This is a genomic window from Streptomyces sp. SAS_272 (assembly GCF_052543235.1).
Map to the genome: position 1 here is coordinate 1 of NZ_JBMNDR010000004.1, position 25,304 is coordinate 25,304.

A 25,304-nucleotide genomic window follows, 5' to 3' on the forward strand; every position below is an offset into this window, starting at 1 on the left:
CCACCCGGACTACGGCGTCGAGTACTACGAGCAGCACTTCTCCGCCATCAAGAAGGCGTTCCCGCAGCTGGTGATCCACTCGCTGGGCGCGTCCGAGGTGGAGCACATGGCGCGGATCTCGAAGGTGAGCGTGCAGGAGGCGATCACCCGGATCCACGCGGCCGGACTCGACTCCTTCGCGGGCGCCGGCGCCGAGCTGCTGCCCGCCCGGCCGCGCAAGGCGATCGCCCCGCTCAAGGAGTCCGGCGAGCGCTGGCTGGAGATCATGGAGACCGCGCACGGACTGGGCGTCGAGTCGACGTCCACCATGCTGATGGGCACCGGCGAGACCAACGCCGAGCGCATCGAGCACCTGCGGATGATCCGTGACGTGCAGGACCGCACGGGCGGCTTCCGCGCCTTCATCCCGTACACGTACCAGCCCGAGAACAACCACCTCAAGGGCCGCACCCAGACGACCCTCTTCGAGTACCTGCGGATCATCGCGGTAGCCCGGCTGTTCCTCGACAACGTGCGGCACATCCAGGGCTCCTGGCTGACGACGGGCAAGGAGGTCGGCCAGCTCTCGCTGCACTACGGCGCCGACGACCTCGGCTCGATCATGCTGGAGGAGAACGTCGTCTCCTCGGCCGGCGCCAAGCACCGCTCCAACCGCCTGGAGATCATCGACCTGATCAGGAAGGCGGACCGCGTCCCGGCCCAGCGCGCCACGACGTACGAGCACCTCGTCGTGCACGACGACCCGGCGAACGACCCGGTCGACGAGCGGGTCATGTCCCACATCTCGTCCACGGCCATCGAGGGCGGCACGGCTCACCCCGAGCTGAAGCTGCTGACGTCCAACTAGCCGCCGCATGCTGACCATTCACACGGATTCCAGGGACCGGGCGCTGGCCGTCAAGGGCGCATGGATCGCCGACGCCGGGCCGCTGGCGGAACTCGTCGCCGCCCATCCGGGCGCGCGCGTGCGGACGTGGCCCGGCATCCTGACGCCGGGGCTGATCAACCTGCACGGCAACGAGCTGCTGGAGGAGGCGTACCACCCGGACCCCCGCGAGGCCGGCGAACTGGGCGTCGAGCCGCTGACCGGGGAGGCGCTGGCGGCCCTCGCCATGGACGACGTCCGCTGGAGTGCGAGCGTCCGGCGCTGCGTGCAGCGCATGCTGGCGCACGGCACGGTCAGAGCGGCCTGCGAGGACCTGCGCAACCGCGCGGTGCGGGAGGCCCTGCACCGGTCCGCGCTGGCGGGCATGGGCCGGATCGGACGTCCCGGCGGGACACCCGCGCTCGACCCGTACGCCGCCGGGATCCCGGTGGAGTTCGCGCGGCCGCGGGAGCGGCATTCCGCGGCCCGCTTCGCGGTGTTCGACGTACGGGACGAGGCCGAACTCGCGGAGCGCGGCGCGGGCACCTGCGTGGCCACGGTGGCGGACGGCCGCCTCGTCTACCGGCGCCGGTGAGGGCGTCCCGTCAGGAGCGCCCGCCGGTGAGGGCGTCCCGTCAGCAGCGCGGGGGAGGGCCGCGAGCGCTCTACCGCGAGAACGCCTCCGCGAACGCTCCTTCCTCCTGCTCGACCCCACTGCAGTTGGTCAACGCGTCGTCCGTGGCCGAGCCGGCCGCGCACTGCTGATCCCGGAACGTCGACCACATCGACACCCAGGCGATGCCCTTCTCCTCGGCGAACGCCCGCACCTGGACCGCGTCGGCGAGCGTGAACGTCTCGTTGTCGACGTCGTTCGTGCCGATCATGGACGTCAGCGCCATCCCCCTCCACGCGCCGGAGTCGTCCGTCCCGAACACCTTCTTCAGCTGCGCCTGCGCGGCCGTCGCCGAAGTGATCGCGTATCCGCCCATGTCACCGGCGTACGACTCGCCGTAGTTCATCGTCATGAGGTTGACGGTGGAGACCTGCACGTCGTACCTGTTCGCCGACGCCAGCAGCGCCAGGCCGTCGGAGTCCAGCCCGGAGGGCATCACCGGGAGCGTGAAGGTGACCTCCAGGTCCGGACGCTCCTTCTGCAGTGCCGCGATCGCCGCGGAGCGCAGGGCGACCGAGTCGGAGTCGGTCAGTTCGTCACCCTCGACGTCGAAGTCGGCCTGCGTGGAGCCGGCCGCGTCGAGCGCGTCCCCGTACGCCTTCGCCAGGGCCGACGCGCTGCCACAGGCGGCCGCCAGTTCCGTGCCGGAGGCTCCGCCGAAGGAGACGCGCACCGTGGCGCCCGTCCTCGTCAGCGCGGAGATACGGGACTTCACCGTCTTGTCCCCGAGGGCGCCGACGCCGTTCCACTTCGGCGTGCAGTCACGGCCGTCGGCGATGACGAACGCCAGGTTGTACGTCGTCGGCGAGCCGGCGGAATCGTTGCCGGAGGCTTCGTCCGCGCTCACGTAGGGCGCGTAGGCGGTGCCGGCACCGGACTCCCCGGCATTGCTCGACGGTGAGCCGCTGGCGGACGGCGAGCCGTTCGTCGACGGTGAGCCGCTCACGGACCTACCGCCGGCCCGGCCGGTGGCCGCGGGGGCCGCGTCGTCCGCCGTGCCGTCGGAATGCGCGGAGCATCCCGCCAACGCCAGGGCGATCAGGCAGGCGACCCCGGCCGTCGGCATCAGGAGACTCCTCATTGCGCAAGCACCAGCTCTCGTGATTTCTGCCTCGGACGGGAAACAATGTGCGTTCCCGAATTGGGAATGTCTCACATCTCGGCGGATCGCGCGGGAACAGTGGCCACACAGTCGGTTCAGGGATGCAAGCGCGCAAAACGTGATATCCGTCCACCCAAAAGGGGCAATCGACCGTCCCATGAAGGATCGGGTTCGCGCACTGCTTTCGGAGATCTCTCAGGCAAGTGACAGACTCGGGTGTTTCTCATGGGTCTCTCACACTCAACGCAGAGTTTGCCCCACATAAAGGCTCCCTAATATCCGGTGAATGCAATCCGAGCCCGCCATCGAAAGTCGTGCCGCCGCCCGCGGCAGCCGTCGCAGCCGCAAACGTGACGACGCCTCCGCCGAGGGGCCCGTGTTCGTCGACAGCTCCGGACGCAGGTCGAAGCTGCTGCGCCGGGCGGGTCTCGTCCTGGGCGTCGGCTGTCTCACGTACGCAGTCGTGCTCGGAGCCGCCTTCATGGGCTGGGGCACTTCGCTGACCCCGTCCTCCCTGCTGCCGTTCGGCAACGGCGGCCCGGGAGGGTCCCGGAACTCCGGCCCCGGGGGCGTCCAGCCGCAGGGTGGCATCGGCGCCCCGCCCGCGGAGCCCACCGGCGCCCCGCCCGTCGGCGGCGCCGCCGGTGAGCCGCCCGGCTCGGCCCCGACCGCCACCGCCACCGCCTCCGCGGCCGCCAACTGACCGGAGCGCAGCCACTCCCATGACGACCACCTCCTCCCGCGGCCGCCGCCGCGCACCCACCCGCATCGAGCGGGCGGCGGGCAAGGCCGCGGCGCTGCAGAAACCGCGCGTCATCCTCGCCCTGCTGCTTCTGCTCGCGCTGACCAGCGTGATGCTCCTCGACGGCTATCTGCGCGCCGAGGTCGGCGGCGACCAGCGCGTGCGCACCGGGGCCGGCGACAGCAAGGTGCCCGAGGGCGTCCTCGACGGCGGCCCGATCCTGACCTTCCGGGGCGGGCAGGCCACCACGGTCTCGGTGCCGGACAAGACGATCGCGCTGACCTTCGACGACGGTCCGAACCCGACCTGGACGCCCCAGGTGCTGGACATCCTCCGGGAGTACGACGTGCCCGGCACGTTCTTCCTGGTCGGCTCGATGGTCTCGCGCTACCCGGCCATCGTGAGGGACATGGTCAAGCAGGGCAACGAGGTGGGCGTCCACACCTTCACCCACGTCGACCTCTCCTACCAGTCCGACGCCCGCGTGCGACGCGAGATGACGCAGACCCAGCTCGCCCTCGCCGGCGCGGCCGGCATCACCACGACGCTGTTCCGGGCCCCGTACTCCTCCGAGACCGACGCCATCGACAACTACAGCTGGCCGGTCTACAAGGAGCTCGGCGAGAACGGCTACACCAGCGTCTTCGTCGACACCGACAGCGACGACTGGAAGAGGCCGGGCGTCTCGAAGATCATCGAGTGGGCGACGCCGGAGGACGGCAAGGGCGCGTCCGTGCTCTTCCACGACGCCGGCGGCGAGCGCTCGCAGACGATCAAGGCGCTGCCGGCGTACATCAAGAAGATGAAGGCAGCGGGCTACGCCTTCACCACGATCAGCGGCGCGATGCAGCAGCAGCGGACCGCGGCGTCCCGCGGAACGTCCGGCACGGAGACCCCCGACGGTGGGAGCGCGGCCGTCACCGGCGGCGTCGCCGGTGTCGCCGGTGTCGGCGGGACGGGTGAGCCCGGCGACACCGCCGGCGGGGCGGCCGACCGACTTCAGGCGGCCCACCGCGAGGCCACCGGCGTGACCCTGTACGAGGGCAAAGCCCTGATCGCGGCGGTCACCCTCGCCGAGTGGACCGTGCCGACGCTTTCGGTGGGGCTGATGATCGTCGGCGTGGCCGTCATGGGCCGGTTCGGGATGATGCTGATCCTGGCCCGCCGGCATCACAGAAAGCGCAACAGGCGCCGCTTCAGCTGGGGCCCGACCGTCACCCGCCCGGTCAGCGTGATCGTTCCCGCGTACAACGAGAAGGAGTGCATCGCCAACACCCTGAAGTCGCTGGCGAAGAGCACCCATCCGATCGAGATCATCGTCGTGGACGACGGTTCGACGGACAACACCTCCGAGATCTCCCTCGAGGCGGCGGCGGCCCTCGGCATGACGAACGTCCGCGTCATCCGGCAGGAGAACGCGGGCAAGCCGGCCGCCCTCAACAACGGCGTCCGCAGCGCCCGTCACGACATCGTCGTGATGATGGACGGCGACACCGTCTTCGAGCCGGACGCCGTGCACCAGCTCGTGCAGCCCTTCGCCGACCCGAACGTCGGCGCGGTCGCCGGCAACGCCAAGGTCGGCAACCGCGACACCGTCATCGGCGCGTGGCAGCACATCGAGTACGTGATGGGCTTCAACCTCGACCGCCGCATGTACGACCTGCTGCGCTGCATGCCGACCATCCCCGGGGCGATCGGCGCGTTCCGCCGCGAGGCCGTGCTCGACGTAGGCGGCATGAGCGAGGACACCCTCGCCGAGGACACCGACATCACCATCGCCATGCACCGCGCCGGCTGGCAGGTCGTCTACCAGGAGCACGCCAAGGCCTGGACGGAGGCGCCCGGTTCCCTGAAGCAGCTCTGGTCCCAGCGCTACCGCTGGTCCTACGGCACCATGCAGGCGCTGTGGAAGCACCGCAAGTCCCTGACGGACAGGGGCGCTTCGGGCCGCTTCGGCAGGGTCGGGATGCCGCTGGTGGTCCTGTTCCAGATCGTCACGCCGGTCTTCGCCCCGCTGATCGACGTCTTCACCGCCTACTCGATGATCTTCATCGACTTCGAGGCGGCCCTGCTGGCCTGGTTCGCGGTCCTCGGCGTCCAGCTCGGCTGCGCGGCCTACGCGTTCCGGCTGGACCGCGAGAAGTACCGCTACCTGCTGATGATGCCGCTGCAACAGCTGGCCTACCGCCAGATGATGTACCTCGTCCTCATCCACTCCTGCATCACCGCGCTCACCGGCGGCCGACTGCGCTGGCAGAAGCTCAAGCGCACGGGCGAGGTCGGCACCCCGGCCGGGGTGAGCCGATGAGCTGGGACCGGCAGCAGGGGTACGGGCAGGGCCATGGGCAGGGGGACGGACAGAGTCATGGGCAGGGTTACGGACATGGGTACGGGTACGGTCACGGCGAGCAGCGCCCGTACGCGCCGCAGCAACCGTCCACCCACCAGGCGCAGCACCTGCCGCAGCAGCCGTATCCACAGGAGTCGTATCCGCCGCAACAGCCGTATCGACCGGAGTGCACGGAGACCGCGGGCTACGCGGTCGGCCCCGACTACGGGGACTACGGGGCCTACGGACACGACGGGGCCAACGGGGACTACGGGGACTACGGGGCCTACGGACACGACGGGGCCAACGGGGACGACGGGGCCTACGGGGACAACGGGGCCTACGGGGACAACGGGGAAAAAAGGGATGACAGATACTGCAGGGGTGGGCCGGCTCAGGCCGGGCAGGGCGTCGTCGTCGAGCCGGCGACGGGCGAGGAGACCCGGCCCGAGTCCGCGGCCCCCCAGCGGGACCGGTACTTCGACGCCCTCCGTGCCCTGGCTCTGATCAGGGTCGTCGCCTACCACACCTTCGGCTGGGCCTGGGCGGGCCTGGTCTTCCCCTCCATGGGCGTCATGTTCGGCCTGGCCGGCACCCTGATGGCGAAATCCCTGGAGCGTCCGGCCCCGAAGGTGGTGCGCAGCCGTCTGCGCCGGCTCCTGCCGCCCTTCTGGTTCTGGGGCGTCTTCGTCGTCCTCGGGATGCTGGTCCACGGCTGGATTCCGGGCTGGGAGATCGTCTACTGGGTGGTGCCGCTGGGCGACCCGCCGGGGAGCGCCTGGGGCGAGCAGGCCTGGGAGATCCTCTGGTACCTGCGCACGTATGTGTGGTTCGTCCTGCTCTCCCCGCTCCTGCTGAGGCTGTTCCGGCTCGCCCCGCTGCCCGTGCTGACGCTGTCCCTCGCGCCGGTGCTGGTCCTGAGCTTCGTCTGGGCGGGCCCCGACAACCGCGTCGGCACCGGCCTGTGGGACCTGTCGACGTACCTCTTCTGCTGGATGCTCGGCTTCGCGCACCGTGACGGCGTCCTACGGCGCATGAGGCCCGCCGCGGTGGTCGCGGCGTCCCTGGCGGCGCTCGCGTTCGGCGGGTGGTACGCCTTCGCGCACCAGGCGGACCTCGGCACCTACGACCTCGACGAGAACCCCCTCGCGCAGGCCTTCTGGTCGGCAGGCTTCGTCATGCTGCTGATGTGGGCGAAGGCGTACTTCGGCATCGACTTCGCCCGGCTCACCCGCCTCCGACGGACGAACCGGATCGTCACCGTCTTCAACGCGCGCGCCGTGACGATCTACCTGTGGCACGAGATCGCCCTGATCCTCGCCGTCCCGCTGATCGACCGTTTCTGGGACGTCCCCGCGTTCGAGACGTACCTGCCGCTGGAGAGCCAGTGGTTCATGTTCGGCGTGGGCTGGCTGCTGATCGGCGTCTTCGTGCTGCTGTGCGGATGGGTGGAGGACGTGGCGGCGCGCAAGAAGCCGAGGCTCCTGCCGTGAGCGGGCGGGGGAGGGGCTGACACAATGACCTGGTGACCCGTGCTTCCCTGAACAAGCAGCCCCACGAAGTCGCCTCGATGTTCGACCGCGTGGCGGAACGGTACGACCTGACCAACGACGTCCTGTCGCTCGGCCAGGACCGGCGCTGGCGCAAGGAGGTCGCGAAGGCCGTCGACGCCCGCCCGGCGCAGAAGGTCCTGGACCTCGCCGCCGGCACGGCCACCTCCTCCCTCCCGTTCGCGCAGACCGGCGCGTACGTCGTCCCCTGCGACTTCTCCCTCGGCATGCTCCAGGTCGGCAAGAGGAACCACGCCTGGCTGCCGTTCACCGCAGGGGACGCCACGAAGCTCCCTTTCAGGGACGACTCGTTCGACGCCGTCACCATCTCCTTCGGCCTGCGCAACGTGCAGGACTTCGACGCGGCCCTGCGCGAGATGCACCGCGTGACCCGGCCCGGCGGACGCGTCGTGATCTGCGAGTTCTCGCACCCCACCTGGGCGCCCTTCCGCACCGTCTACACCGAGTACCTGATGCGCGCCCTGCCCCCCGTCGCCCGCGCGGTCTCCTCGAACCCGGACGCCTACGTCTACCTCGCCGAGTCCATCCGCGCCTGGCCCGACCAGGCCGCCCTCGCCGAGCACCTGCGCAAGGCGGGCTGGTCGAAGGTCGCCTGGCGCAACCTGACGGGCGGCGTCGTGACCCTGCACCGGGGCTTCAAGGAGGCCTGAGGCGCAGTCGAGGGCACGGCGGGGCCTTGACCGGCCGAACCCGTTCTCCTGAGGCCGGCCCCGTTCGCCCAAGGCCGGCCCCTTTCACTTCGGCCGATCGCGGACCCCGCAGCGGCCGGCCGGCTGACCGTCCCCGGCTCCGGGCGACGGTCGGCGTCACCGGATATCGCCGCCTCAGGTGATCGCCGTCGCCGGATATCGCGGCCACCCGATATCGCGGTCACCGCGTACAGCCTCGGGCGGGTACAGCCGTCACCCGGTGATCGCCTCGAAGGGCGCCTTGGGCCGGTCCAGCTCGCGCTCCAGACCGCCCCCGCCCGGCCGCGGTACGCGCGGTTCGCGCACGCCCGCGCCTCCGCCGCCCTCTCCTTCGCGGAACTCGAACCACACGGTGACGACCGCGCCCAGTGGCACTTCGACACCGGGTGGCGGGTACTGCCGTACGACGTAGTCGACGACCGTGCCGCGGAAGTCGGGCCGGTCCGGCGCGGCCAGCAGCACACCCTGCGCCGCGGCCGCCTCGCGCGCGTCCACGGCCATCAGTCCGATGAACCGGGGCACACGCACTTCGGGTGTTTTGGGTGGTATGAGCACAGATGTCACCCCCAGCGGTACTGGCAGGGTAACCGCCCGGGGGCGCCGTCCGGAAGCGTCAGGTGTCTTTCCGTAGCCGACGACTACACGAAGTGACCGCAGGCGTCACCAGGCGAGGCGGTAGCAGCGCGCCTCCCGCGTCGACTGTGGCCTGGTGTACGCCTCCGCGAGCCGCATCCCCAGCCGCTCGGCGACGGCGATGGACCGTCGATTGCCCGCGTCGACCATGGCCACCACCTCCGGCACCCCGGCCGCCCGCACCCGCTCCAGCGTCGACCGGGCGGCCGCCGTCGCATATCCCCGGCCCCAGTGTTCCCGTCCGAGCCGCCATCCGATCTCGATCTCTCCCCGGGGACCCCAGTCCCGCGGCCACGGCTGGGCGCCGGTGAACCCGATGACCCGGTCGTCCGCGTCCAGCAACGTCCACAGGCAGAAGCCGTGCTCGGCGTCGTGCCGGCGCTGGCGGGCGGTGAGCTCCTCGTAGACCGAGAGCTCCGCGGATCGCCCGCCGTGGAACTCCATGACGTCCGGATCGTCGAAGACCCGGTGCCAGGCGACCGCGTCCTCGTCCGTGGGGACGCGCAGCCGTACTACGGGGAGAGCTCGGTTCACGGGGCAGCCCTTCAGCCGGGTGATCAATTCTGCTGAATAGACTGCCCGTGTCCAGTGCCGGTCGGCACGCAGATTCCGAACTTGGGGAGATCCCGCCGTGACCGCCGTGACCGAGCCCCACTCCGAGCCCTTCACCGCGAACACCGCCGACGTCATCGTCGTCGGCGCGGGACCGGCCGGCTCCACGACCGCCTACTACCTCGCCAAGGCCGGCCTCGACGTACTCCTCCTCGAGAAGACCGAGTTCCCGCGCGAGAAGGTCTGCGGGGACGGCCTCACCCCGCGCGCCACCAAGCAGCTGGTGGCCATGGGCATCGACATCTCAGAGGAGGCCGGCTGGCTGCGCAACAAGGGCCTGCGCATCATCGGCGGCGGCGTCCGTCTCCAGCTGGACTGGCCGGATCTGGCCTCCTTCCCCGACTACGGCCTCGTCCGCAAGCGCGACGACTTCGACGAGCAGCTCGCCCGCCAGGCCCAGAAGGCGGGCGCCCGCCTCCACGAGCGCTGCAACGTCGGCGCCCCGATCGTGGACGACCGCACCGGCCGCATCACCGGCGTGCACGCCAAGCTGGGAGAGGAGAAGCGCGAAGTCACCTTCCACGCCCCGCTCGTGGTCGCCGCCGACGGCAACTCCACGCGTCTCTCGCTGGCGATGGGCCTGCACCGCCGTGAGAACCGCCCGATGGGCGTCGCCGTCCGCACCTACTTCACCTCCCCGCGTCACGAGGACGACTACCTGGAGTCCTGGCTGGAGCTGTGGGACCGCCGCGGCCCCGGTGAGGACCGGCTGCTGCCCGGCTACGGCTGGATCTTCGGCATGGGCGACGGGACGTCGAACGTCGGCCTCGGCGTGCTGAACACCTCCGACTCCTTCAAGGAGCTGGACTGGCGCGAGGTCCTCAAGGCCTGGTGCGCGTCCATGCCGGAGGACTGGGGCTACACCCCCGAAAACATGACCGGCCCGATCCGCGGCGCCGCCCTCCCCATGGCCTTCAACCGCAAGCCCCACTACACCAAGGGCCTGCTGCTGGTCGGCGACGCCGGGGGCCTGGTGAACCCGTTCAACGGCGAGGGCATCGCCTACGCCATGGAGTCCGGGCAGCTCGCCGCCGACGTCATCGTGCAGGCCCACGCCCGCGCCACCCCCGGTCAGCGCGAACTCGCCCTGCAGCGCTACCCGCAGATCCTCGCGGACACCTACGGCGGCTACTACTCGCTGGGCCGCGCCTTCGTGAAGCTCATCGGCAACCCGAAGGTCATGAAGATCGCGACCCAGCGCGGCCTGACGCACCCGATGCTGATGAAGTTCACCCTGAAGATGCTCGCCAACCTGACGGACCCCACGGGCGGCGACGCGATGGACCGCATCATCAACGGTCTGAGCAAGGTGGCCCCGAAGGCCTGACCGAGCGGTGACCCCGGCGGGCCCGACCGGACGGTGAGGGCCCGCCGTTCGGCGGCCGGCCGCGCGCAACCCTCTTCTCTCCGCACGCGAATGATGAAGTGCCCGACATGTCGGGTATCTTCGTCGTTTCACGGGTCATGAACGGACAGTCGCCCGTCGACGGCCCGGCGCCCGCGACGCGGGTACCGGCGACGCCGCCCGGGGGTCCCGGCGATGCCGCCCGGGGTGACGAGCCGTCGACCGCACCGAACCGGGCCGGCCGCCCCGGGCCGAGCGTGCCCCGCCCCGGGCCGAGCGTGTCTGGAGAGCCCGAAGGGCCGCTGCCCCCGAGCGGCTGCGGCCCTTGCGTGCGTGAGGCGCCCTCAGAGGCGCCTGGGAGCGGTCAGAGCACCCTCACCGCGCCGCTCGGCGGGTCGTACGACAGCGGCTTCTCGGCCACGCCGGTGGACGGGTTCTGCGCACCGACGAACATGCCGTCGCCGACGTAGACCGCCACGTGGTACGCGCTGCCCGCGCTGCCCCAGTAGAGGATGTCGCCCGGCTGCAGGTTGTCCAGCGACACCTGGGTGCCGGCCGTCGACTGGTCCTGCGAGACGCGCGGCAGATCGATGCCGACCTGCTTGAAGGCGGTCTGCATCAGGCCGGAGCAGTCCCACGAGTTGGGGCCGGTGCCGCCGGAGACGTAGGCGTCGCCGATCTGCGCCTTCACGAAGGCGATGACGGCCGCGGCCGAACCCGTCGCCGTGGAGGTGCTCGTGCTGCTGTAGGCGCTGCTCGACGTCGAGGTCAGCGTGGTCCGCTCGGCGGAGCGCGTGGCCCGCTCGGCGGCGGCCCTGCGGGCGGCCTCGGCCTTCTTCTTCGCCTGCGCCTTGGCGTCGGCGAGGTCCTTCTTGGCCTCCTTGGCGGCGGACGCGGCGGCCGCGTCACGCTCGGCGTGAAGCTGGTAGTTCGCCGCGGCCTGCTGCGTCGCCTGGGCGGACTGCGCGACCTGGGCGGCCAGGTCGCCGGTGAGTACGGGCAGTTCGAGCGTCTGCGTCACCGGCTCGGCGGCGTTGGCCGAGCCGGCTGCTGTGGCGACGGCCAGCGTGCCGAGAACACCACTGGCGACTCCGGCCCGCATCGCGATCGTCGACGCGCTGCGGCGGGGTTTCCGGTGGCTGCGTATGTGAGCGGTGAGGGACATGGGTACAACCGGTATCAGGGGCTCCTCCATACCTTCAAGAAACGTGTGGTGCGCCACAGTTGTTCAACGGACGCCCCAAATTCCCTGTCCCGGGTTCTTTATTGACGCCGTAACGGACATTGCGGACGCACGTGATCAAGCCTGTGATCATGATGTTTCGCGGTTACGCCCGAATTGCCCCGCGCCTACCACCGGTCGAGACAGTTGGCCAAGCCCCGCTCTTAGGCGACCCTCACGGGTGTGGCGGAGGTCACGGAACGGTTACCGGAGCGCCTGCGTCTCGCGCCTGCGGCATGACCGCTTCCGCTCGTGAACGCGTGCACGCGTCCACATCCGGCCCCGGCCTCCCTCTGATGTGTGAACGCGGTCCGCTATCAGCACCCCGCGTCCATCTCCAATTTGCATGCAAGGGAAGCCTCTTGATATGGAGACGCCTCGCCGGCCTGCGGTGACGAGCGTAAATGTCACTTCTTGTGATCACTCTGACGCTTCGCGTACGAAGATCACTGCTGATACGACTTCATGATCGTTCGTCAGGTGGTGGAGATCACAAAGCTTGTGTAATACCCCGTGTCGCAGATCACAGAGCGGCGGGCATAGGATGCGAGGCAGTTGGGCTTGTGACCTGCTTCACATGTTCGCGATCTTCGTCTGGACGGGCGGTGTTCGCGGGCCTGCGGGCCAGTGCGAGTCCGATGCCATCGCCAGCAGTCAGTGCCGACTGAGAGGAGCGAGGAGCGGTGAACGCGTATGCGCCCATCCTCGTACTGGGAGCCCTCGGGGCAGGCTTTGCGATCTTCTCCGTGGTCATGGCCACGCTGATCGGGCCGAAGCGGTACAACCGCGCCAAGCTCGAGGCCTATGAGTGCGGTATCGAGCCGACCCCCACGCCGGCCGGCGGCGGGCGCTTCCCCATCAAGTACTACCTGACGGCGATGCTCTTCATCGTCTTCGACATCGAGATCGTCTTCCTCTACCCCTGGGCCGTCACCTTCGACGCCCTGGGTGTCTTCGGGCTCGTGGAGATGCTGCTCTTCGTGCTCACCGTCTTCGTGGCGTACGCGTACGTGTGGCGGCGCGGCGGCCTGGAATGGGACTGAGGGGCCTTTAAGTCATGGGACTCGAAGAAAAGCTGCCGAGCGGATTCCTGCTGACCACCGTCGAGCAGGCCGCGGGCTGGGTGCGCAAGGCGTCCGTCTTCCCCGCCACGTTCGGTCTGGCCTGCTGCGCCATCGAGATGATGACGACCGGCGCCGGCCGCTACGACCTGGCGCGCTTCGGCATGGAGGTGTTCCGCGGTTCGCCGCGCCAGGCCGACCTGATGATCGTCGCAGGCCGGGTGAGCCAGAAGATGGCCCCGGTGCTCCGCCAGGTCTACGACCAGATGCCCGCTCCCAAGTGGGTCATCTCCATGGGCGTCTGCGCGTCCTCCGGCGGCATGTTCAACAACTACGCGATCGTCCAGGGCGTCGATCACATCGTGCCCGTAGACATCTACCTTCCGGGCTGCCCGCCGCGGCCCGAGATGCTGATGGACGCGATTCTCAAGCTCCATCACAAGATCCAGAACTCCAAGCTGGGCGTGAACGCCGAGGAGGCGGCCCGCGAGGCGGAGGAGGCGGCGCTGAAGGCCCTGCCCATGATCGAGATGAAGGGGCTGCTGCGGTGAGCGACGCGAACGGCGCCCAGGGCGCGAACGGCGCCTCGAACGGGGTGAACGGCGCCTCGGGCGCGAACCCCGAGAAGGACCTCTCCGCCTCCAACCTCCCCGGCCAGCGCGGCCAGGGCGGGGAGGAGGTCCGCGTCCAGCGCGGCATGTTCGGCGCCGACAACGGCGGCGACACCTCCGGTTACGGCGGCCTGGTCCGGTCGATCCGGCTCCCGGGGGCGGCGAGCCGGCCCTACGGCGGCTGGTTCGACGAGGTCGCCGACGAGCTGGAGGGCGCGCTGGAGGAGCAGGGCCTCCTTCCCGGCAACGCGATCGAGAAGACGGTCGTCGACCGCGACGAGCTCACCTTCCACATCGAGCGCGAGCACCTGCTCCGCGTCGCCCGCACCCTGCGCGACGACCCCGCCCTGCGCTTCGAGCTCTGCACCGGCGTCAGCGGTGTGCACTACCCGCACGACAAGGGGCGCGAGCTGCACGCCGTCTACCACCTGCGCTCGATCACCCACAACCGGCTGATCCGCCTGGAGGTCAGCGCCCCGGACGCCGATCCGCGCATCCCGTCCCTGGTCCCCGTGTATCCCACCAATGACTGGCACGAGCGCGAGACCTACGACTTCTTCGGGATCGTCTTCGACGGCCACCCGGCCCTCACGCGGATCATGATGCCGGACGACTGGCCGGGCCATCCGCAGCGCAAGGACTATCCCCTCGGCGGCATCCCCGTCGAGTACAAGGGCGCCCAGATCCCGGCTCCGGACCAGCGGAGGTCGTACTCGTGAGCAGCACGCAGTCATCAGCCGCGTCCGCCTCGGCGCGCGAGACCACAGAGGGCACCGTCTACACGGTCACCGGTGGCGACTGGGACGAGGTCGTCCAGTCCGCGGCCCGTGCCGACGACGAGCGCATCGTCGTCAACATGGGCCCCCAGCACCCCTCCACCCACGGGGTGCTCCGCCTCATCCTGGAGATCGAGGGCGAGACCGTCACCGAGGCCCGCTGCGGCATCGGCTATCTCCACACCGGCATCGAGAAGAACCTCGAGTACCGCACGTGGACGCAGGGCACCACGTTCGTGACGCGCATGGACTACCTGACGTCCTTCTTCAACGAGACCGCCTACTGTCTCGCCGTCGAGAAGCTCCTCGGCATCGAGGACCAGATCACCGAGCGAGCCAAGATCATCCGGGTGCTCCTGATGGAGCTGAACCGGATGTCGTCGCACCTGGTGTGCATCGCCACGGGCGGCATGGAACTCGGCGCCACCACGATCATGATCTACGGATTCCGTGATCGTGAAATGATTCTCGACATCTACGAGCTCATCACGGGCCTGCGGATGAACCACGCGTACATCCGCCCCGGCGGACTCGCCCAGGACCTGCCGCCCGGCGCGGTGGACCAGATCCGCGAGTTCGTGAAGAAGATGAAGAAGAACCTCCCCGAGTACGACAAGCTCGCCACCGGGAACCCCATCTTCAAGGCCCGCATGCAGGACGTCGGCTACCTCGACCTGGCCGGCTGCATGGCCCTCGGCGCCACCGGACCGATCCTGCGCTCCACCGGCCTGCCGCACGACCTGCGCAAGACCCAGCCGTACTGCGACTACGAGACGTACGACTTCGACGTCCCGACCGCCGACTCCTGCGACTCCTACGGCCGCTTCCTGATCCGTCTGGAAGAGATGCGCCAGTCGCTGAGGATCGTCGAGCAGTGCCTGGACCGGCTGCAGCCCGGTCCGGTCATGGTCGCCGACCGGAAGATCGCCTGGCCGGCGCAGCTGGCCCTGGGCCCCGACGGTCTCGGCAACTCCCTCGACCACATCAAGAAGATCATGGGCACGTCCATGGAAGCCCTGATCCACCACTTCAAGCTGGTCACCGAGGGTTTCCGCGTTCCGCCGGGCCAGGCGTACGCGGCGGTCGAGTCGCCCAAGGGCGAGCTCGGCGTGCACGCCGTCTCCGACGGAGGCACCCGCCCCTACCGGGTCCACTTCCGGGACCCGTCCTTCACCAACCTGCAAGCCATGGCGGCGATGTGCGAGGGCGGCCAGGTCGCCGACGTGATCGTCGCCGTCGCGTCCATCGACCCCGTGATGGGAGGCGTCGACCGGTGACCACCTCTTCTTCCGAGCGTGGCGTCAGCCTGGGCATGCCCGAACTGCCCGCGCCCGCCTACCCGGACGACGTCCGAGCCCGGCTGGAGGCGGACGCGCGCGAGATCATCGCCCGCTACCCCGACTCCCGGTCCGCGCTCCTGCCGTTGCTGCACCTCGTGCAGTCGGAGGAGGGGCACGTCACGCGCACCGGGATGCGCTTCTGCGCCGACGTGCTGGACCTCACCACCGCCGAGGTCACCGCGGTGGCCACCTTCTACACCATGTACCGGCGCCGGCCCAGCGGCGACTACCAGGTGGGCGTCTGCACCAACACGCTGTGCGCGGTGATGGGCGGCGACGCGATCTTCGACGAGCTCCAGGAGTACCTGGGTGTCGGCAACGGCGGGACCACCGACGACGGAAAGATCACTCTGGAGCACATCGAGTGCAACGCGGCCTGCGATTTCGCGCCGGTCGTGATGGTCAACTGGGAATTCTTCGACAACCAGACCGTCCAGAGCGCGAAGCGCCTGGTGGACGACCTGCGAAGCGGTGGCACGGTGTCCCCGACGCGCGGGGCGCCGCTCTGCTCCTTCAAGGAGACCGCCCGCATCCTGGCGGGCTTCCCCGACGAGCGGGAGGGGGCCGTCGAGGCGAGCGGCAGTGCGGGACCGGCGTCACTGGTGGGTCTTCGCCTGGCAAAGGGAGAGACCGCACCCGCGCGCGTGGTCCACCCGCGCGACGGCGGGCCGCACGACGAGCCGCGGGACCGGGCCGTCCACGAGCCGTCGCCCACCGAGCACCTCAGTTCGCATGACGCGCCACAGGACACGTCGGCCTCCGACCCGGCTCACCCGGCAGGGCCTACCGCCGAGGAGGGGGAGTGATGACCTTGGCACCCGAGCTGAAAGGCAGCAGCCCCGAGAAGCTGCTCGCACCCGTGCTGTCGGCCTTCTGGGACGAGGACAGGTCATGGAGCCTGGACGTCTACCGAAGGCACGAGGGATACGAGGGCCTGCGCAAGGCGCTCGCCATGTCGCCGGACGAAGTGATCGCGTTCGTCAAGGACTCCGGTCTGCGCGGACGAGGCGGCGCGGGATTCCCGACGGGAATGAAATGGCAGTTCATTCCCCAGGGGGATGGAAAGCCGCACTATCTAGTTGTCAACGCCGACGAATCGGAGCCCGGGACCTGTAAGGACATCCCGCTCCTCTTCGCGAACCCGCACAGCCTCATCGAGGGCATTGTGATCGCGTGTTACGCCATCAGGTCGTCTCATGCCTTCATCTATCTGCGTGGTGAAGTCGTCCCGGTCCTGCGACGGTTGCACGAGGCCGTGCGCGAGGCCTACGCGGCGGGCTACCTCGGCGAGAACGTCATGGGCAGCGGGCTCGACCTCCAGCTCACCGTGCACGCCGGCGCCGGCGCGTACATCTGCGGTGAGGAGACCGCACTGCTCGACTCGCTCGAAGGCCGCCGTGGTCAACCGCGGCTTCGTCCCCCCTTTCCTGCGGTCGCGGGCCTCTATGCGTGCCCGACTGTGGTGAATAACGTCGAGTCGATCGCGTCAGTTCCCGCCATCCTGCAAAAAGGCAAGGAATGGTTCAGGTCGATGGGAAGCGAGAAGTCCCCGGGCTTCACGCTCTACTCCCTCAGCGGCCACGTCTCCAGCCCCGGCCAGTACGAGGCCCCGCTCGGCATCACGCTCCGCCAACTCCTCGAGATGAGCGGCGGCATGCGACCCGGGCACCGGCTCAAGTTCTGGACGCCGGGCGGCTCCTCGACACCGATGTTCACCGACGAGCACCTCGACGTCCCCCTTGACTACGAGGGAGTGGGCGCCGCGGGTTCCATGCTCGGCACCAAGGCCCTGCAGTGCTTCGACGAGACGACCTGCGTGGTGCGTGCCGTGACCCGGTGGACCGAGTTCTACGCACACGAGTCCTGCGGCAAGTGCACGCCGTGCCGCGAAGGCACGTACTGGCTCGTGCAGCTGCTGCGCGACATCGAGGCCGGCAAGGGCTCCCTGTCCGACCTCGACAAGCTGAACGACATCGCCGACAACATCAACGGCAAGTCCTTCTGCGCCCTCGGCGACGGCGCCGCATCGCCGATCTTCTCCTCGCTCAAGTACTTCCGCGAGGAGTACGAGCAGCACATCACGGGCCGCGGCTGCCCCTTCGACCCGGCCAAGTCGACGGCGTGGGCGGACAAGCACACGGAGGTGAACGCATGACGGTGACCACCAGCGCTCCCTCCGGAGGCGGCGAGGCGGCGGTCCCGCCGGAAGATCTCGTGACGTTGACGATCGACGGCGCCGAGATCAGCGTGCCCAAGGGCACCCTGGTCATCCGGGCCGCCGAGCAGCTCGGCATCGAGATCCCCCGCTTCTGCGACCATCCCCTCCTCGACCCTGCTGGCGCCTGCCGCCAGTGCATCGTCGACGTCGAGGGCCAGCGCAAGCCGATGGCGTCCTGCACGATCACGTGCACGGACGGCATGGTCGTGAAGACGCACCTCACCTCGCCGGTCGCCGAGAAGGCGCAGCACGGTGTGATGGAGCTTCTCCTCATCAACCACCCGCTGGACTGCCCGGTCTGCGACAAGGGCGGCGAGTGCCCCCTGCAGAACCAGGCCATGTCGCACGGCCAGGCCGAGTCCCGCTTCGAGGGCCGCAAGCGGACCTACGAGAAGCCCGTGCCGATCTCCACCCAGGTGCTCCTCGACCGGGAGCGGTGTGTGCTGTGCGCCCGCTGCACCCGGTTCTCGAACCAGGTGGCGGGCGACCCGATGATCGAGCTGATCGAGCGCGGGGCGCTGCAACAGGTGGGCACCGGCGAGGGAGACCCCTTCGAGTCGTACTTCTCCGGCAACACCATCCAGATCTGCCCGGTCGGCGCGCTGACCTCGGCGGCGTACCGATTCCGCTCGCGGCCCTTCGACCTGGTGTCCTCGCCGTCGGTCTGCGAGCACTGCTCCGGCGGCTGCGCCACCCGCACCGATCACCGGCGCGGCAAGGTCATGCGGCGGCTGGCCGCCGAGGACCCCGAGGTCAACGAGGAGTGGCTCTGCGACAAGGGGCGCTTCGCGTTCCGGTACGCGCAGCAGCGGGACCGGCTCGACACGCCTCTGGTACGCAACGCCGAGGGGGACCTCGTACCGGCCTCCTGGCCGGAGGCCCTGCAGATCGCGGCACAGGGTCTGCTGGCGTCGCGCGGCAGGACCGGCGTACTGACGGGCGGCCGTCTCACCGTCGAGGACGCCTACGCCTACAGCAAGTTCGCGCGCGTGGCGCTCGGCACGAACGACATCGACTTCCGCGCGCGGGTGCACAGCAGCGAGGAGGCCGACTTCCTGGCCGCCCGCGTCGCCGGCCGCGGTCGCGATCTCGACGGCACGGGCGTCACGTACTCCTCCCTGGAGAAGGCGCCCGCGGTCCTGCTGGTCGGGTTCGAGTCGGAGGAGGAGGCGCCCGGCGTCTTTCTGCGGCTGCGCAAGGCCTGGCGCAAACACGGTCAGCGGGTGTTCTCGCTGGCCACGCACGTCACACGCGGTCTGGAGAAGGCGGGCGGCACACTGCTGCCGGCCGCTCCGGGCACGGAGACGGAGTGGCTGGACGCGCTGGCGAGCGGCGTCGGCCTGGCGGACGCGGACGCCGGGGCCACGGCCGCGGAAGCGTTGCGGTCCGAAGGCGCGGTGATCGTCGTCGGTGAACGGCTGGCGGCAGTGGCGGGCGGACTGACCGCCGCGGCGCGGGCCGCCTCGGCGACCGGCGCCCGCTTGGTGTGGATTCCGCGCCGGGCGGGGGAGCGGGGCGCGATCGAGGCGGGCGCCCTGCCGTCGCTCCTGCCGGGCGGCCGTCCGGCCACCGACCCCCGCGCGCGTGAGGAGGTCGCCGCGGCCTGGGGCCTTGCCGAACTCCCGCACCGCTACGGCCGGGACACCGGGCAGATCGTCGAGGCCGCCGCCTCCGGCGAACTGCAGGCGCTGCTCGTCGCGGGCGTCGAGGTCGCGGACCTGCCCGATCCGGCACGCGCGCGTGAGGCGCTGGCCGAGGCCGGCTTCGTGGTGTCGCTGGAGCTGCGGCCCGGTGAGGTCACCGAGCGCGCCGACGTCGTCCTCCCGGTGGCCGCGGTCGCCGAGAAGCCGGGCGCCTTCCTCAACTGGGAGGGCCGGGTCCGCTTCTTCGAGGCGGCACTGAAGCCCGACCAGATGACCCGCCGTGCGGCGCCCGCCGACGCGCGCGTGCTGCAGATGCTCGCCGACGCCATGGACGTCCATCTCGGCCTGCCGGATCTGCGCACCGCCCGTGCGGAGCTCGACCGGCTCGGGGCCTGGGAGGGCTCGGCCGCCTCCGAGCCCACGGAGCCGGCCGCGCAGTTGCCGCGCCCCGCCGTCGGGGAGGCCGTTCTCGCCGGGCACCGACTGCTGCTCGACCAGGGCGTCCTCCAGCAGGGCGACGAGGCGCTCGCCGGGACCCGGCACGCGGCACGCGCGCGTGTGTCGGCCGCCACGGCCGCCGAGGCCGGCGTCAAGGACGGCGACCTGCTCGCCGTCACCGGGCCCGCCGGAACGGTCGCACTGCCGCTCCAGATCACCGAGATGCCCGACCGGGTCGTCTGGCTCCCGCTGAACTCCACCGGCCGCGGCGTCGCCTCCGACTCCGGGGCCACGCCCGGCTCCCTCGTACGCATCGGCCCGGCGACGCTCACCGCCGACGCCCCCAAGGAGGTGGAGGCATGAGCCCGTACTTCGCCGCTGAAGACCTCTCGATGTTCGGCCGCGACCCGTGGTGGCTGGTCGTCGTCAAGGCGGTCTTCTGCTTCGCCTTCCTGATGGTGACCGTGCTGTTCTCCATCGTCTGGGAGCGCAAGGTCGTCGCCTGGATGCAGTTGCGCATCGGCCCCAACCGGCACGGTCCCTGGGGCATGCTCCAGTCCCTCGCCGACGGCATCAAGCTGATGCTGAAGGAGGACCTCGTCGTCAAACGCGCGGACAAGGTGGTGTACGTCCTCGCGCCGATCGTCGCGGCCATCCCGGCCTTCATGGCGATCGCGGTGATTCCCTTCGGGCCGGCCGACAACGAGGTCTCGATCTTCGGCCAGCGCACCACGATGCAGCTGACCGACCTGCCGATCGCGATGCTCTACGTCCTGGCGGTCGCCTCCGTCGGCATCTACGGCATCGTGCTGGCCGGCTGGAGCTCCGGCTCCACCTACCCGCTGCTGGGCGGGCTGCGGTCCTGCGCGCAGATGATCTCCTACGAGATCGCCATGGGTGCGGCGTTCGCCTCGGTGTTCCTCTACTCGGGGTCGATGTCGACCTCGACGATCGTCGAGCAGCAGCACGACCGCTGGTACATCCTCCTGTTGCCGGTCTCCTTCGTCATCTACATCATCACGATGGTCGGCGAGACCAACCGCGCCCCCTTCGACATGCCGGAGTCCGAGGGCGACCTGGTCGGCGGCTTCAACACCGAGTACTCGTCGATCAAGTTCGCGATGTTCATGCTCGCCGAGTACGTGAACATGGTGACGGTCTCCGCGGTGTCGACCACGCTCTTCCTCGGCGGCTGGCGCGCCCCGTGGCCGATCAGCGGTTTCTGGGAGGGCGCGAACCACGGCTGGTGGCCGATGCTCTGGTTCGTCGTCAAGGTGCAGCTGCTGCTGTTCTTCTTCATCTGGCTGCGCGGCACGCTTCCCCGGGTCCGGTACGACCAGCTGATGAAGCTGGGCTGGAAGGTCCTGATCCCGGTGTCGGTGACGTGGCTGATGCTCGTCGCGACCGTGCGGACGCTGCGCAACGAGAACTACGACTTCACCGACATCGCCCTCTACGTGTGCGGCGGTGTCCTGGTCCTGCTGTTGCTCTCCTTCGTCGCGGACATGTTCCGCAACGCGCGGAAGGAGGCCCAGGCCCCCGCCGAACCGGCGGACTTCGACCCGATGGCGGGCGGCTTCCCCGTGCCGCCGCTGCCGGGACAGGAGTTGCCGCCGGTGCCGAGGCGCCGCCCGAGCCGGGAGCGGGAGCTCATTGTCAGTGGTGGAGTGGACACTGTGAGTGACGGATCGCTGGATGGAAAGGAGGCGTCCGATGGCTGAGGAGCCCAAGGAGACCAAGCCCGGTTTCCAGAACCCCGTGGCCGGCTTCGGCGTGACCTTCAAGGCCATGTTCAAGAAGCGGCTGACCGAGCAGTACCCGGAGCAGGAGAAGACCACCGCTCCCCGGTTCCACGGACGGCACCAGCTCAACCGTCATCCGGACGGCCTGGAGAAGTGCGTCGGCTGTGAACTGTGCGCCTGGGCCTGCCCCGCCGACGCCATCTATGTGGAGGGCGCGGACAACACCGACGAGGAGCGCTACTCCCCGGGCGAGCGCTACGGCCGCGTCTACCAGATCAACTACGCCCGCTGCATCCTGTGCGGTCTGTGCATCGAGGCGTGTCCCACGCGCGCGTTGACCATGACCAACGAGTTCGAGCTGGCCGACTCCAGCCGCGCCAACCTGATCTTCACCAAGGAGCAGCTGCTCGCCGGTCTCGACGAGGGCATGGTCGACTCGCCGCACGCCATCTACCCGGGCACGGACGAGCAGGACTACTACCGGGGTCTGGTCACGGAAGCCGCGCCCGGCACGGAACGCCAGACGGCCGTCTCCAAGGGCGAGGGTCCGCAGGAAGCGGCCTCCACGTCCGGCGAGGGCGAGCCGGCGTCGCAGGAGGTGGTCGGCCGATGAGCGCGCAGCTCGCCGCCTACGCCACCTCGACCGGCGAGGCCTTCCAGTTCTGGGTGCTCGGCACGGTCGCGGTGATCGGCGCCCTGTGCACCGTCTTCATGAAGAAGGCCGTGCACAGTGCGCTCTGTCTCGCCGGCACCATGATCGTCCTGGCGGTGTTCTACCTCGCCAACGGCGCCTACTTCCTCGGCATCGTGCAGATCGTGGTCTACACCGGCGCGATCATGATGCTCTTCCTTTTCGTGGTGATGCTCGTCGGCGTCACCGCGGCGGACTCGCTGAAGGAGACCATCAAGGGGCAGCGCTGGCTGGCCCTGCTGTGCGGCCTCGGATTCGGCGTGCTGCTGATCGCCGGCATCGGCAACGCCTCCCTGACTCAGTTCAACGGTCTCACCGAGGCGAACGCGAACGGCAACGTGGAGGGCCTCGCCGCCCTCATCTTCACGAAGTACGTCTTCGCCTTCGAGATCACCGGCGCGCTGCTCATCACGGCAGCCGTGGGCGCCATGGTGCTCACCCACCGTGAGCGCACCGAGCGGCCCAAGACCCAGCGGGAGCTGGCCGAGCAGCGTGTCCGTGAGGGCAAGCACGTTCCGCCGCTGCCCGCCCCCGGCGTGTACGCGCGGCACAACGCGGTGGACGTCCAGGGCCTGCTGCCCGACGGCACGCCCTCGGAGCTCACGGTCAGCAGCACGCTGCGCGAGCGCGGCCAGATCAGGGACGTGTCCGCCGAGGCGCTGAGCGACCTCAAGGCCCTCGAGCAGCGCGCCGAGGAGCGCCTGGAGCGGGCCGCGGTCGAGCCGCCCCGGCTGGGGCCGAACTCCCGGCGGACCGAGGAGGCGTCGAAGTGAACCCCGTCAACTACCTCTATCTCGCGGCCCTGTTGTTCACGATCGGCGCCACGGGCGTGCTGATCAGGCGCAACGCGATCGTCGTCTTCATGTGCATCGAGCTCATGCTCAACGCCTGCAACCTCGCGTTCGTCGCCTTCTCCCGGATGCACGGCAATCTCGACGGGCAGATCATCGCCTTCTTCACGATGGTCGTCGCCGCCGCGGAGGTCGTGGTCGGACTCGCGATCATCGTGTCGCTGTTCCGTTCCCGCCACTCGGCCTCGGTCGACGACGCCAGCCTGATGAAGCTGTAAGGGGTCGGAAGAATCGTGGACAACCTGATTGCGCTGCTGATCGCGGCGCCCCTGCTCGGAGCGGCCGTCCTTCTGGTCGGCGGTCGCCGGCTCGACGCCGTCGGCCACTGGATCGGCACGCTGCTCGCGGCCGTCTCCTTCGTGCTCGGCGTCGTCCTCTTCAGCGACCTGCTGAGCAGGAACGCCGAAGACCGCACACTGACTCAGCACCTGTTCAGCTGGATCCCGGTCGAGGGCTTCCAGGCGGACGTCGCCTTCCGTCTCGACCAGTTGTCGATGACGTTCGTGCTGCTGATCACGGGCGTCGGCTCACTGATCCACCTGTACTCGATCGGATACATGGAGCACGACGAGCGGCGGCGCCGCTTCTTCGGCTACCTCAACCTGTTCCTCGCGGCGATGCTGCTGCTCGTCCTCGCCGACAACTACCTGCTGCTGTACGTCGGCTGGGAGGGCGTCGGTCTCGCGTCCTACCTGCTCATCGGCTTCTGGCAGCACAAGCCCAGCGCCGCGACCGCCGCGAAGAAGGCGTTCCTGGTCAACCGCGTCGGCGACATGGGTCTGTCCATCGCCATCATGCTGATGTTCACCACCTTCGGGACCTTCGCGTTCGGCCCGCTGCTCGGGACGGAGGGCGAGCCCGGCATGGCCGGTGACGCGACGGAGGGCAAGCTCACCGCGATCGCCCTGATGCTCCTGCTCGCCGCCTGCGGCAAGTCCGCCCAGGTGCCGCTGCAGTCCTGGCTCGGGGACGCGATGGAGGGCCCGACCCCCGTCTCGGCCCTCATCCACGCCGCGACCATGGTGACCGCGGGCGTCTACCTGATCGTCCGATCGGCCGCCGTCTTCAACGGCGCGCCCGACGCGCAGCTCGTCGTCACCGTCGTCGGGGCCGTCACGCTCCTGTTCGGTGCGATCGTCGGTTGCGCGAAGGACGACATCAAGAAGGCGCTGGCCGGCTCGACGATGTCCCAGATCGGCTACATGGTGCTGGCCGCGGGCCTCGGTCCCATCGGCTACGTCTTCGCGATCATGCACCTGGTGACGCACGGCTTCTTCAAGGCCGGGCTGTTCCTCGGCGCGGGCTCGGTCATGCACGGCATGAACGACGAGGTCGACATGCGCAAGTACGGCGGCCTGCGCAAGTACATGCCGGTCACCTTCGTCACCTTCGGTCTCGGTTATCTCGCGATCATCGGCTTCCCGGGGCTGTCCGGGTTCTTCTCCAAAGACAAGATCATCGAGGCGGCGTTCGCCAAGGGCGGCGCCGAGGGCTGGATCCTCGGCGGCTGCGCCCTGCTCGGCGCGGCCATCACCGCGTACTACATGACACGCGTGATGCTGATGACGTTCTTCGGTGAGAAGCGCTGGCAGCCCGACGCGGACGGCCACGAGCCGCACCCGCACGAGTCCCCGAGGTCCATGACGATCCCCATGATCGTGCTGGCCTTCGGATCGGTGTTCGCCGGAGGGTTCTTCAGCATCGGTGACCGTTTCCTGCACTGGCTGGAACCCGTCACGGGCCACTCCCACGGCGACTCGCCGGTCAGCGCCCTCACGGTCACTCTCGCCACGATGGTGGTGCTGGTGATCGGCGTGGCGATCGCCTACGCCCAGTACGGGCGCCGGCCTGTCCCCGTCGTCGCCCCGCGCGGGTCGCTGCTCACCCGGGCCGCCCGGCGGGACCTGTTCCAGGACGACTTCAACCACGTCGTGCTGGTCCGCGGCGGCGAGCACCTCACGCGCTCCCTGGTCTACGTCGATCACACCCTGGTCGACGGAGTCGTCAACGGCACGGCGGCCTCGGTCGGCGGCCTCTCCGGGCGACTGCGCCGACTGCAGAACGGCTTCGCGCGGTCGTACGCGGTCTCGATGTTCGGCGGTGCGGCGGTCCTCATCGCCGCGACCCTGCTGATGAGGGCGGTCTGATAC

At 69.6% G+C, this 25,304-nt stretch carries 23 protein-coding genes; 19 read left to right on the forward strand and 4 right to left on the reverse strand.

The features are described from left to right. On the forward strand, window positions 1–847 hold an 847-nt coding region (locus tag ACN6LD_RS04340; RefSeq protein ID WP_445042558.1), incomplete at its 5' end, for a radical SAM protein. 7 nt (window positions 848–854) lie between these two features. Further along, window positions 855–1,460: a hypothetical protein gene (locus tag ACN6LD_RS04345; RefSeq protein WP_445042559.1), complete on the forward strand. Its 606-nt coding sequence runs from the start codon at window positions 855–857 to the stop codon at window positions 1,458–1,460. Window positions 1,461–1,530: 70 nt separating this feature from the next. Here the strand turns inward: ACN6LD_RS04345 and ACN6LD_RS04350 are convergent, their stop codons facing one another. Further along, complete coding sequence (locus ACN6LD_RS04350) at window positions 1,531–2,619, reverse strand: chitinase (protein WP_445042560.1); 1,089 nt, start codon at window positions 2,617–2,619, stop codon at window positions 1,531–1,533. Between the two features lie 307 nt (window positions 2,620–2,926). Here ACN6LD_RS04350 and ACN6LD_RS04355 point away from each other — a divergent pair, with 307 nt between their 5' ends. The 4 genes from ACN6LD_RS04355 to ACN6LD_RS04370 are packed head-to-tail and all read left to right on the forward strand — an operon-like array spanning window position 2,927 to window position 7,932. Beyond that, window positions 2,927–3,343: a hypothetical protein gene (locus ACN6LD_RS04355; RefSeq protein ID WP_445042561.1), complete on the forward strand. Its 417-nt coding sequence runs from the start codon at window positions 2,927–2,929 to the stop codon at window positions 3,341–3,343. A 19-nt stretch (window positions 3,344–3,362) separates the two neighbouring features. Continuing rightward, window positions 3,363–5,690, forward strand: a complete 2,328-nt coding sequence (locus ACN6LD_RS04360) for a bifunctional polysaccharide deacetylase/glycosyltransferase family 2 protein (protein WP_445042562.1) — start codon at window positions 3,363–3,365, stop codon at window positions 5,688–5,690. Next, a complete protein-coding gene (locus ACN6LD_RS04365; RefSeq protein ID WP_445042563.1) occupies window positions 5,687–7,204 on the forward strand; it encodes an acyltransferase family protein in 1,518 nt (505 codons plus the stop codon). Before ACN6LD_RS04360 ends, ACN6LD_RS04365 begins: the two co-directional genes overlap by 4 nt. Before the next feature lie 32 nt (window positions 7,205–7,236). After that, on the forward strand, window positions 7,237–7,932 hold the full coding sequence (locus tag ACN6LD_RS04370; RefSeq protein WP_319189299.1) for a demethylmenaquinone methyltransferase: 696 nt from the start codon (window positions 7,237–7,239) through the stop codon (window positions 7,930–7,932). Between the two features lie 252 nt (window positions 7,933–8,184). Here ACN6LD_RS04370 and ACN6LD_RS04375 read toward each other — a convergent pair whose 3' ends face one another. Both ACN6LD_RS04375 and ACN6LD_RS04380 read right to left on the reverse strand, forming a co-directional pair. After that, window positions 8,185–8,526: a PASTA domain-containing protein gene (locus tag ACN6LD_RS04375; RefSeq protein ID WP_445042564.1), complete on the reverse strand. Its 342-nt coding sequence runs from the start codon at window positions 8,524–8,526 to the stop codon at window positions 8,185–8,187. A gap of 105 nt (window positions 8,527–8,631) precedes the next feature. After that, complete coding sequence (locus ACN6LD_RS04380; RefSeq protein WP_319189296.1) at window positions 8,632–9,138, reverse strand: GNAT family N-acetyltransferase; 507 nt, start codon at window positions 9,136–9,138, stop codon at window positions 8,632–8,634. A gap of 106 nt (window positions 9,139–9,244) precedes the next feature. Here ACN6LD_RS04380 and ACN6LD_RS04385 point away from each other — a divergent pair, with 106 nt between their 5' ends. After that, window positions 9,245–10,543 carry a geranylgeranyl reductase family protein gene (locus ACN6LD_RS04385; RefSeq protein ID WP_319189309.1) on the forward strand — a complete coding sequence of 433 codons (1,299 nt, stop codon included), beginning with the start codon at window positions 9,245–9,247 and terminating at the stop codon, window positions 10,541–10,543. 382 nt (window positions 10,544–10,925) lie between these two features. On the opposite strand, the gene ACN6LD_RS04390 is transcribed toward ACN6LD_RS04385, so the two are convergent. Then, window positions 10,926–11,726, reverse strand: a complete 801-nt coding sequence (locus tag ACN6LD_RS04390) for a C40 family peptidase (RefSeq protein WP_319189295.1) — start codon at window positions 11,724–11,726, stop codon at window positions 10,926–10,928. A 740-nt stretch (window positions 11,727–12,466) separates the two neighbouring features. Between ACN6LD_RS04390 and ACN6LD_RS04395 the strand changes: the two genes are divergently transcribed. The 12 genes from ACN6LD_RS04395 to nuoL are packed head-to-tail and all read left to right on the forward strand — an operon-like array spanning window position 12,467 to window position 25,301. Further along, window positions 12,467–12,826 (forward strand): NADH-quinone oxidoreductase subunit A, encoded by a 360-nt coding sequence (locus tag ACN6LD_RS04395; protein WP_007383963.1) that lies wholly within the window; start codon window positions 12,467–12,469, stop codon window positions 12,824–12,826. 14 nt (window positions 12,827–12,840) lie between these two features. Then, entirely contained in the window at window positions 12,841–13,395 is a 555-nt protein-coding gene (locus tag ACN6LD_RS04400) for a NuoB/complex I 20 kDa subunit family protein (protein WP_057584832.1), read from the forward strand. Beyond that, window positions 13,392–14,174, forward strand: a complete 783-nt coding sequence (locus ACN6LD_RS04405; RefSeq protein WP_319189292.1) for an NADH-quinone oxidoreductase subunit C — start codon at window positions 13,392–13,394, stop codon at window positions 14,172–14,174. The genes ACN6LD_RS04400 and ACN6LD_RS04405 overlap by 4 nt, the downstream gene beginning before the upstream one ends. After that, on the forward strand, window positions 14,171–15,508 hold the full coding sequence (locus tag ACN6LD_RS04410; protein WP_107442502.1) for an NADH-quinone oxidoreductase subunit D: 1,338 nt from the start codon (window positions 14,171–14,173) through the stop codon (window positions 15,506–15,508). Before ACN6LD_RS04405 ends, ACN6LD_RS04410 begins: the two co-directional genes overlap by 4 nt. Next, a complete protein-coding gene (gene nuoE, locus ACN6LD_RS04415) occupies window positions 15,505–16,377 on the forward strand; it encodes an NADH-quinone oxidoreductase subunit NuoE (protein WP_319189288.1) in 873 nt (290 codons plus the stop codon). The genes ACN6LD_RS04410 and nuoE overlap by 4 nt, the downstream gene beginning before the upstream one ends. Then, entirely contained in the window at window positions 16,374–17,726 is a 1,353-nt protein-coding gene (nuoF, locus tag ACN6LD_RS04420) for an NADH-quinone oxidoreductase subunit NuoF (protein WP_319189287.1), read from the forward strand. Before nuoE ends, nuoF begins: the two co-directional genes overlap by 4 nt. Continuing rightward, entirely contained in the window at window positions 17,723–20,233 is a 2,511-nt protein-coding gene (locus ACN6LD_RS04425) for an NADH-quinone oxidoreductase subunit G (protein WP_319189286.1), read from the forward strand. The genes nuoF and ACN6LD_RS04425 overlap by 4 nt, the downstream gene beginning before the upstream one ends. Further along, window positions 20,230–21,591, forward strand: coding sequence for an NADH-quinone oxidoreductase subunit NuoH (gene nuoH / locus ACN6LD_RS04430; RefSeq protein WP_319189285.1), 1,362 nt, complete (start codon window positions 20,230–20,232; stop codon window positions 21,589–21,591). Before ACN6LD_RS04425 ends, nuoH begins: the two co-directional genes overlap by 4 nt. Next, a complete protein-coding gene (gene nuoI / locus ACN6LD_RS04435; RefSeq protein WP_319189283.1) occupies window positions 21,584–22,225 on the forward strand; it encodes an NADH-quinone oxidoreductase subunit NuoI in 642 nt (213 codons plus the stop codon). The genes nuoH and nuoI overlap by 8 nt, the downstream gene beginning before the upstream one ends. Next, a complete protein-coding gene (locus tag ACN6LD_RS04440; protein ID WP_319189282.1) occupies window positions 22,222–23,076 on the forward strand; it encodes an NADH-quinone oxidoreductase subunit J in 855 nt (284 codons plus the stop codon). The genes nuoI and ACN6LD_RS04440 overlap by 4 nt, the downstream gene beginning before the upstream one ends. Continuing rightward, window positions 23,073–23,372: an NADH-quinone oxidoreductase subunit NuoK gene (gene nuoK, locus ACN6LD_RS04445; RefSeq protein ID WP_003974374.1), complete on the forward strand. Its 300-nt coding sequence runs from the start codon at window positions 23,073–23,075 to the stop codon at window positions 23,370–23,372. Before ACN6LD_RS04440 ends, nuoK begins: the two co-directional genes overlap by 4 nt. A 15-nt stretch (window positions 23,373–23,387) precedes the next feature. Beyond that, window positions 23,388–25,301, forward strand: a complete 1,914-nt coding sequence (nuoL, locus tag ACN6LD_RS04450) for an NADH-quinone oxidoreductase subunit L (RefSeq protein ID WP_319189281.1) — start codon at window positions 23,388–23,390, stop codon at window positions 25,299–25,301. Window positions 25,302–25,304: the final 3 nt, after the last annotated feature.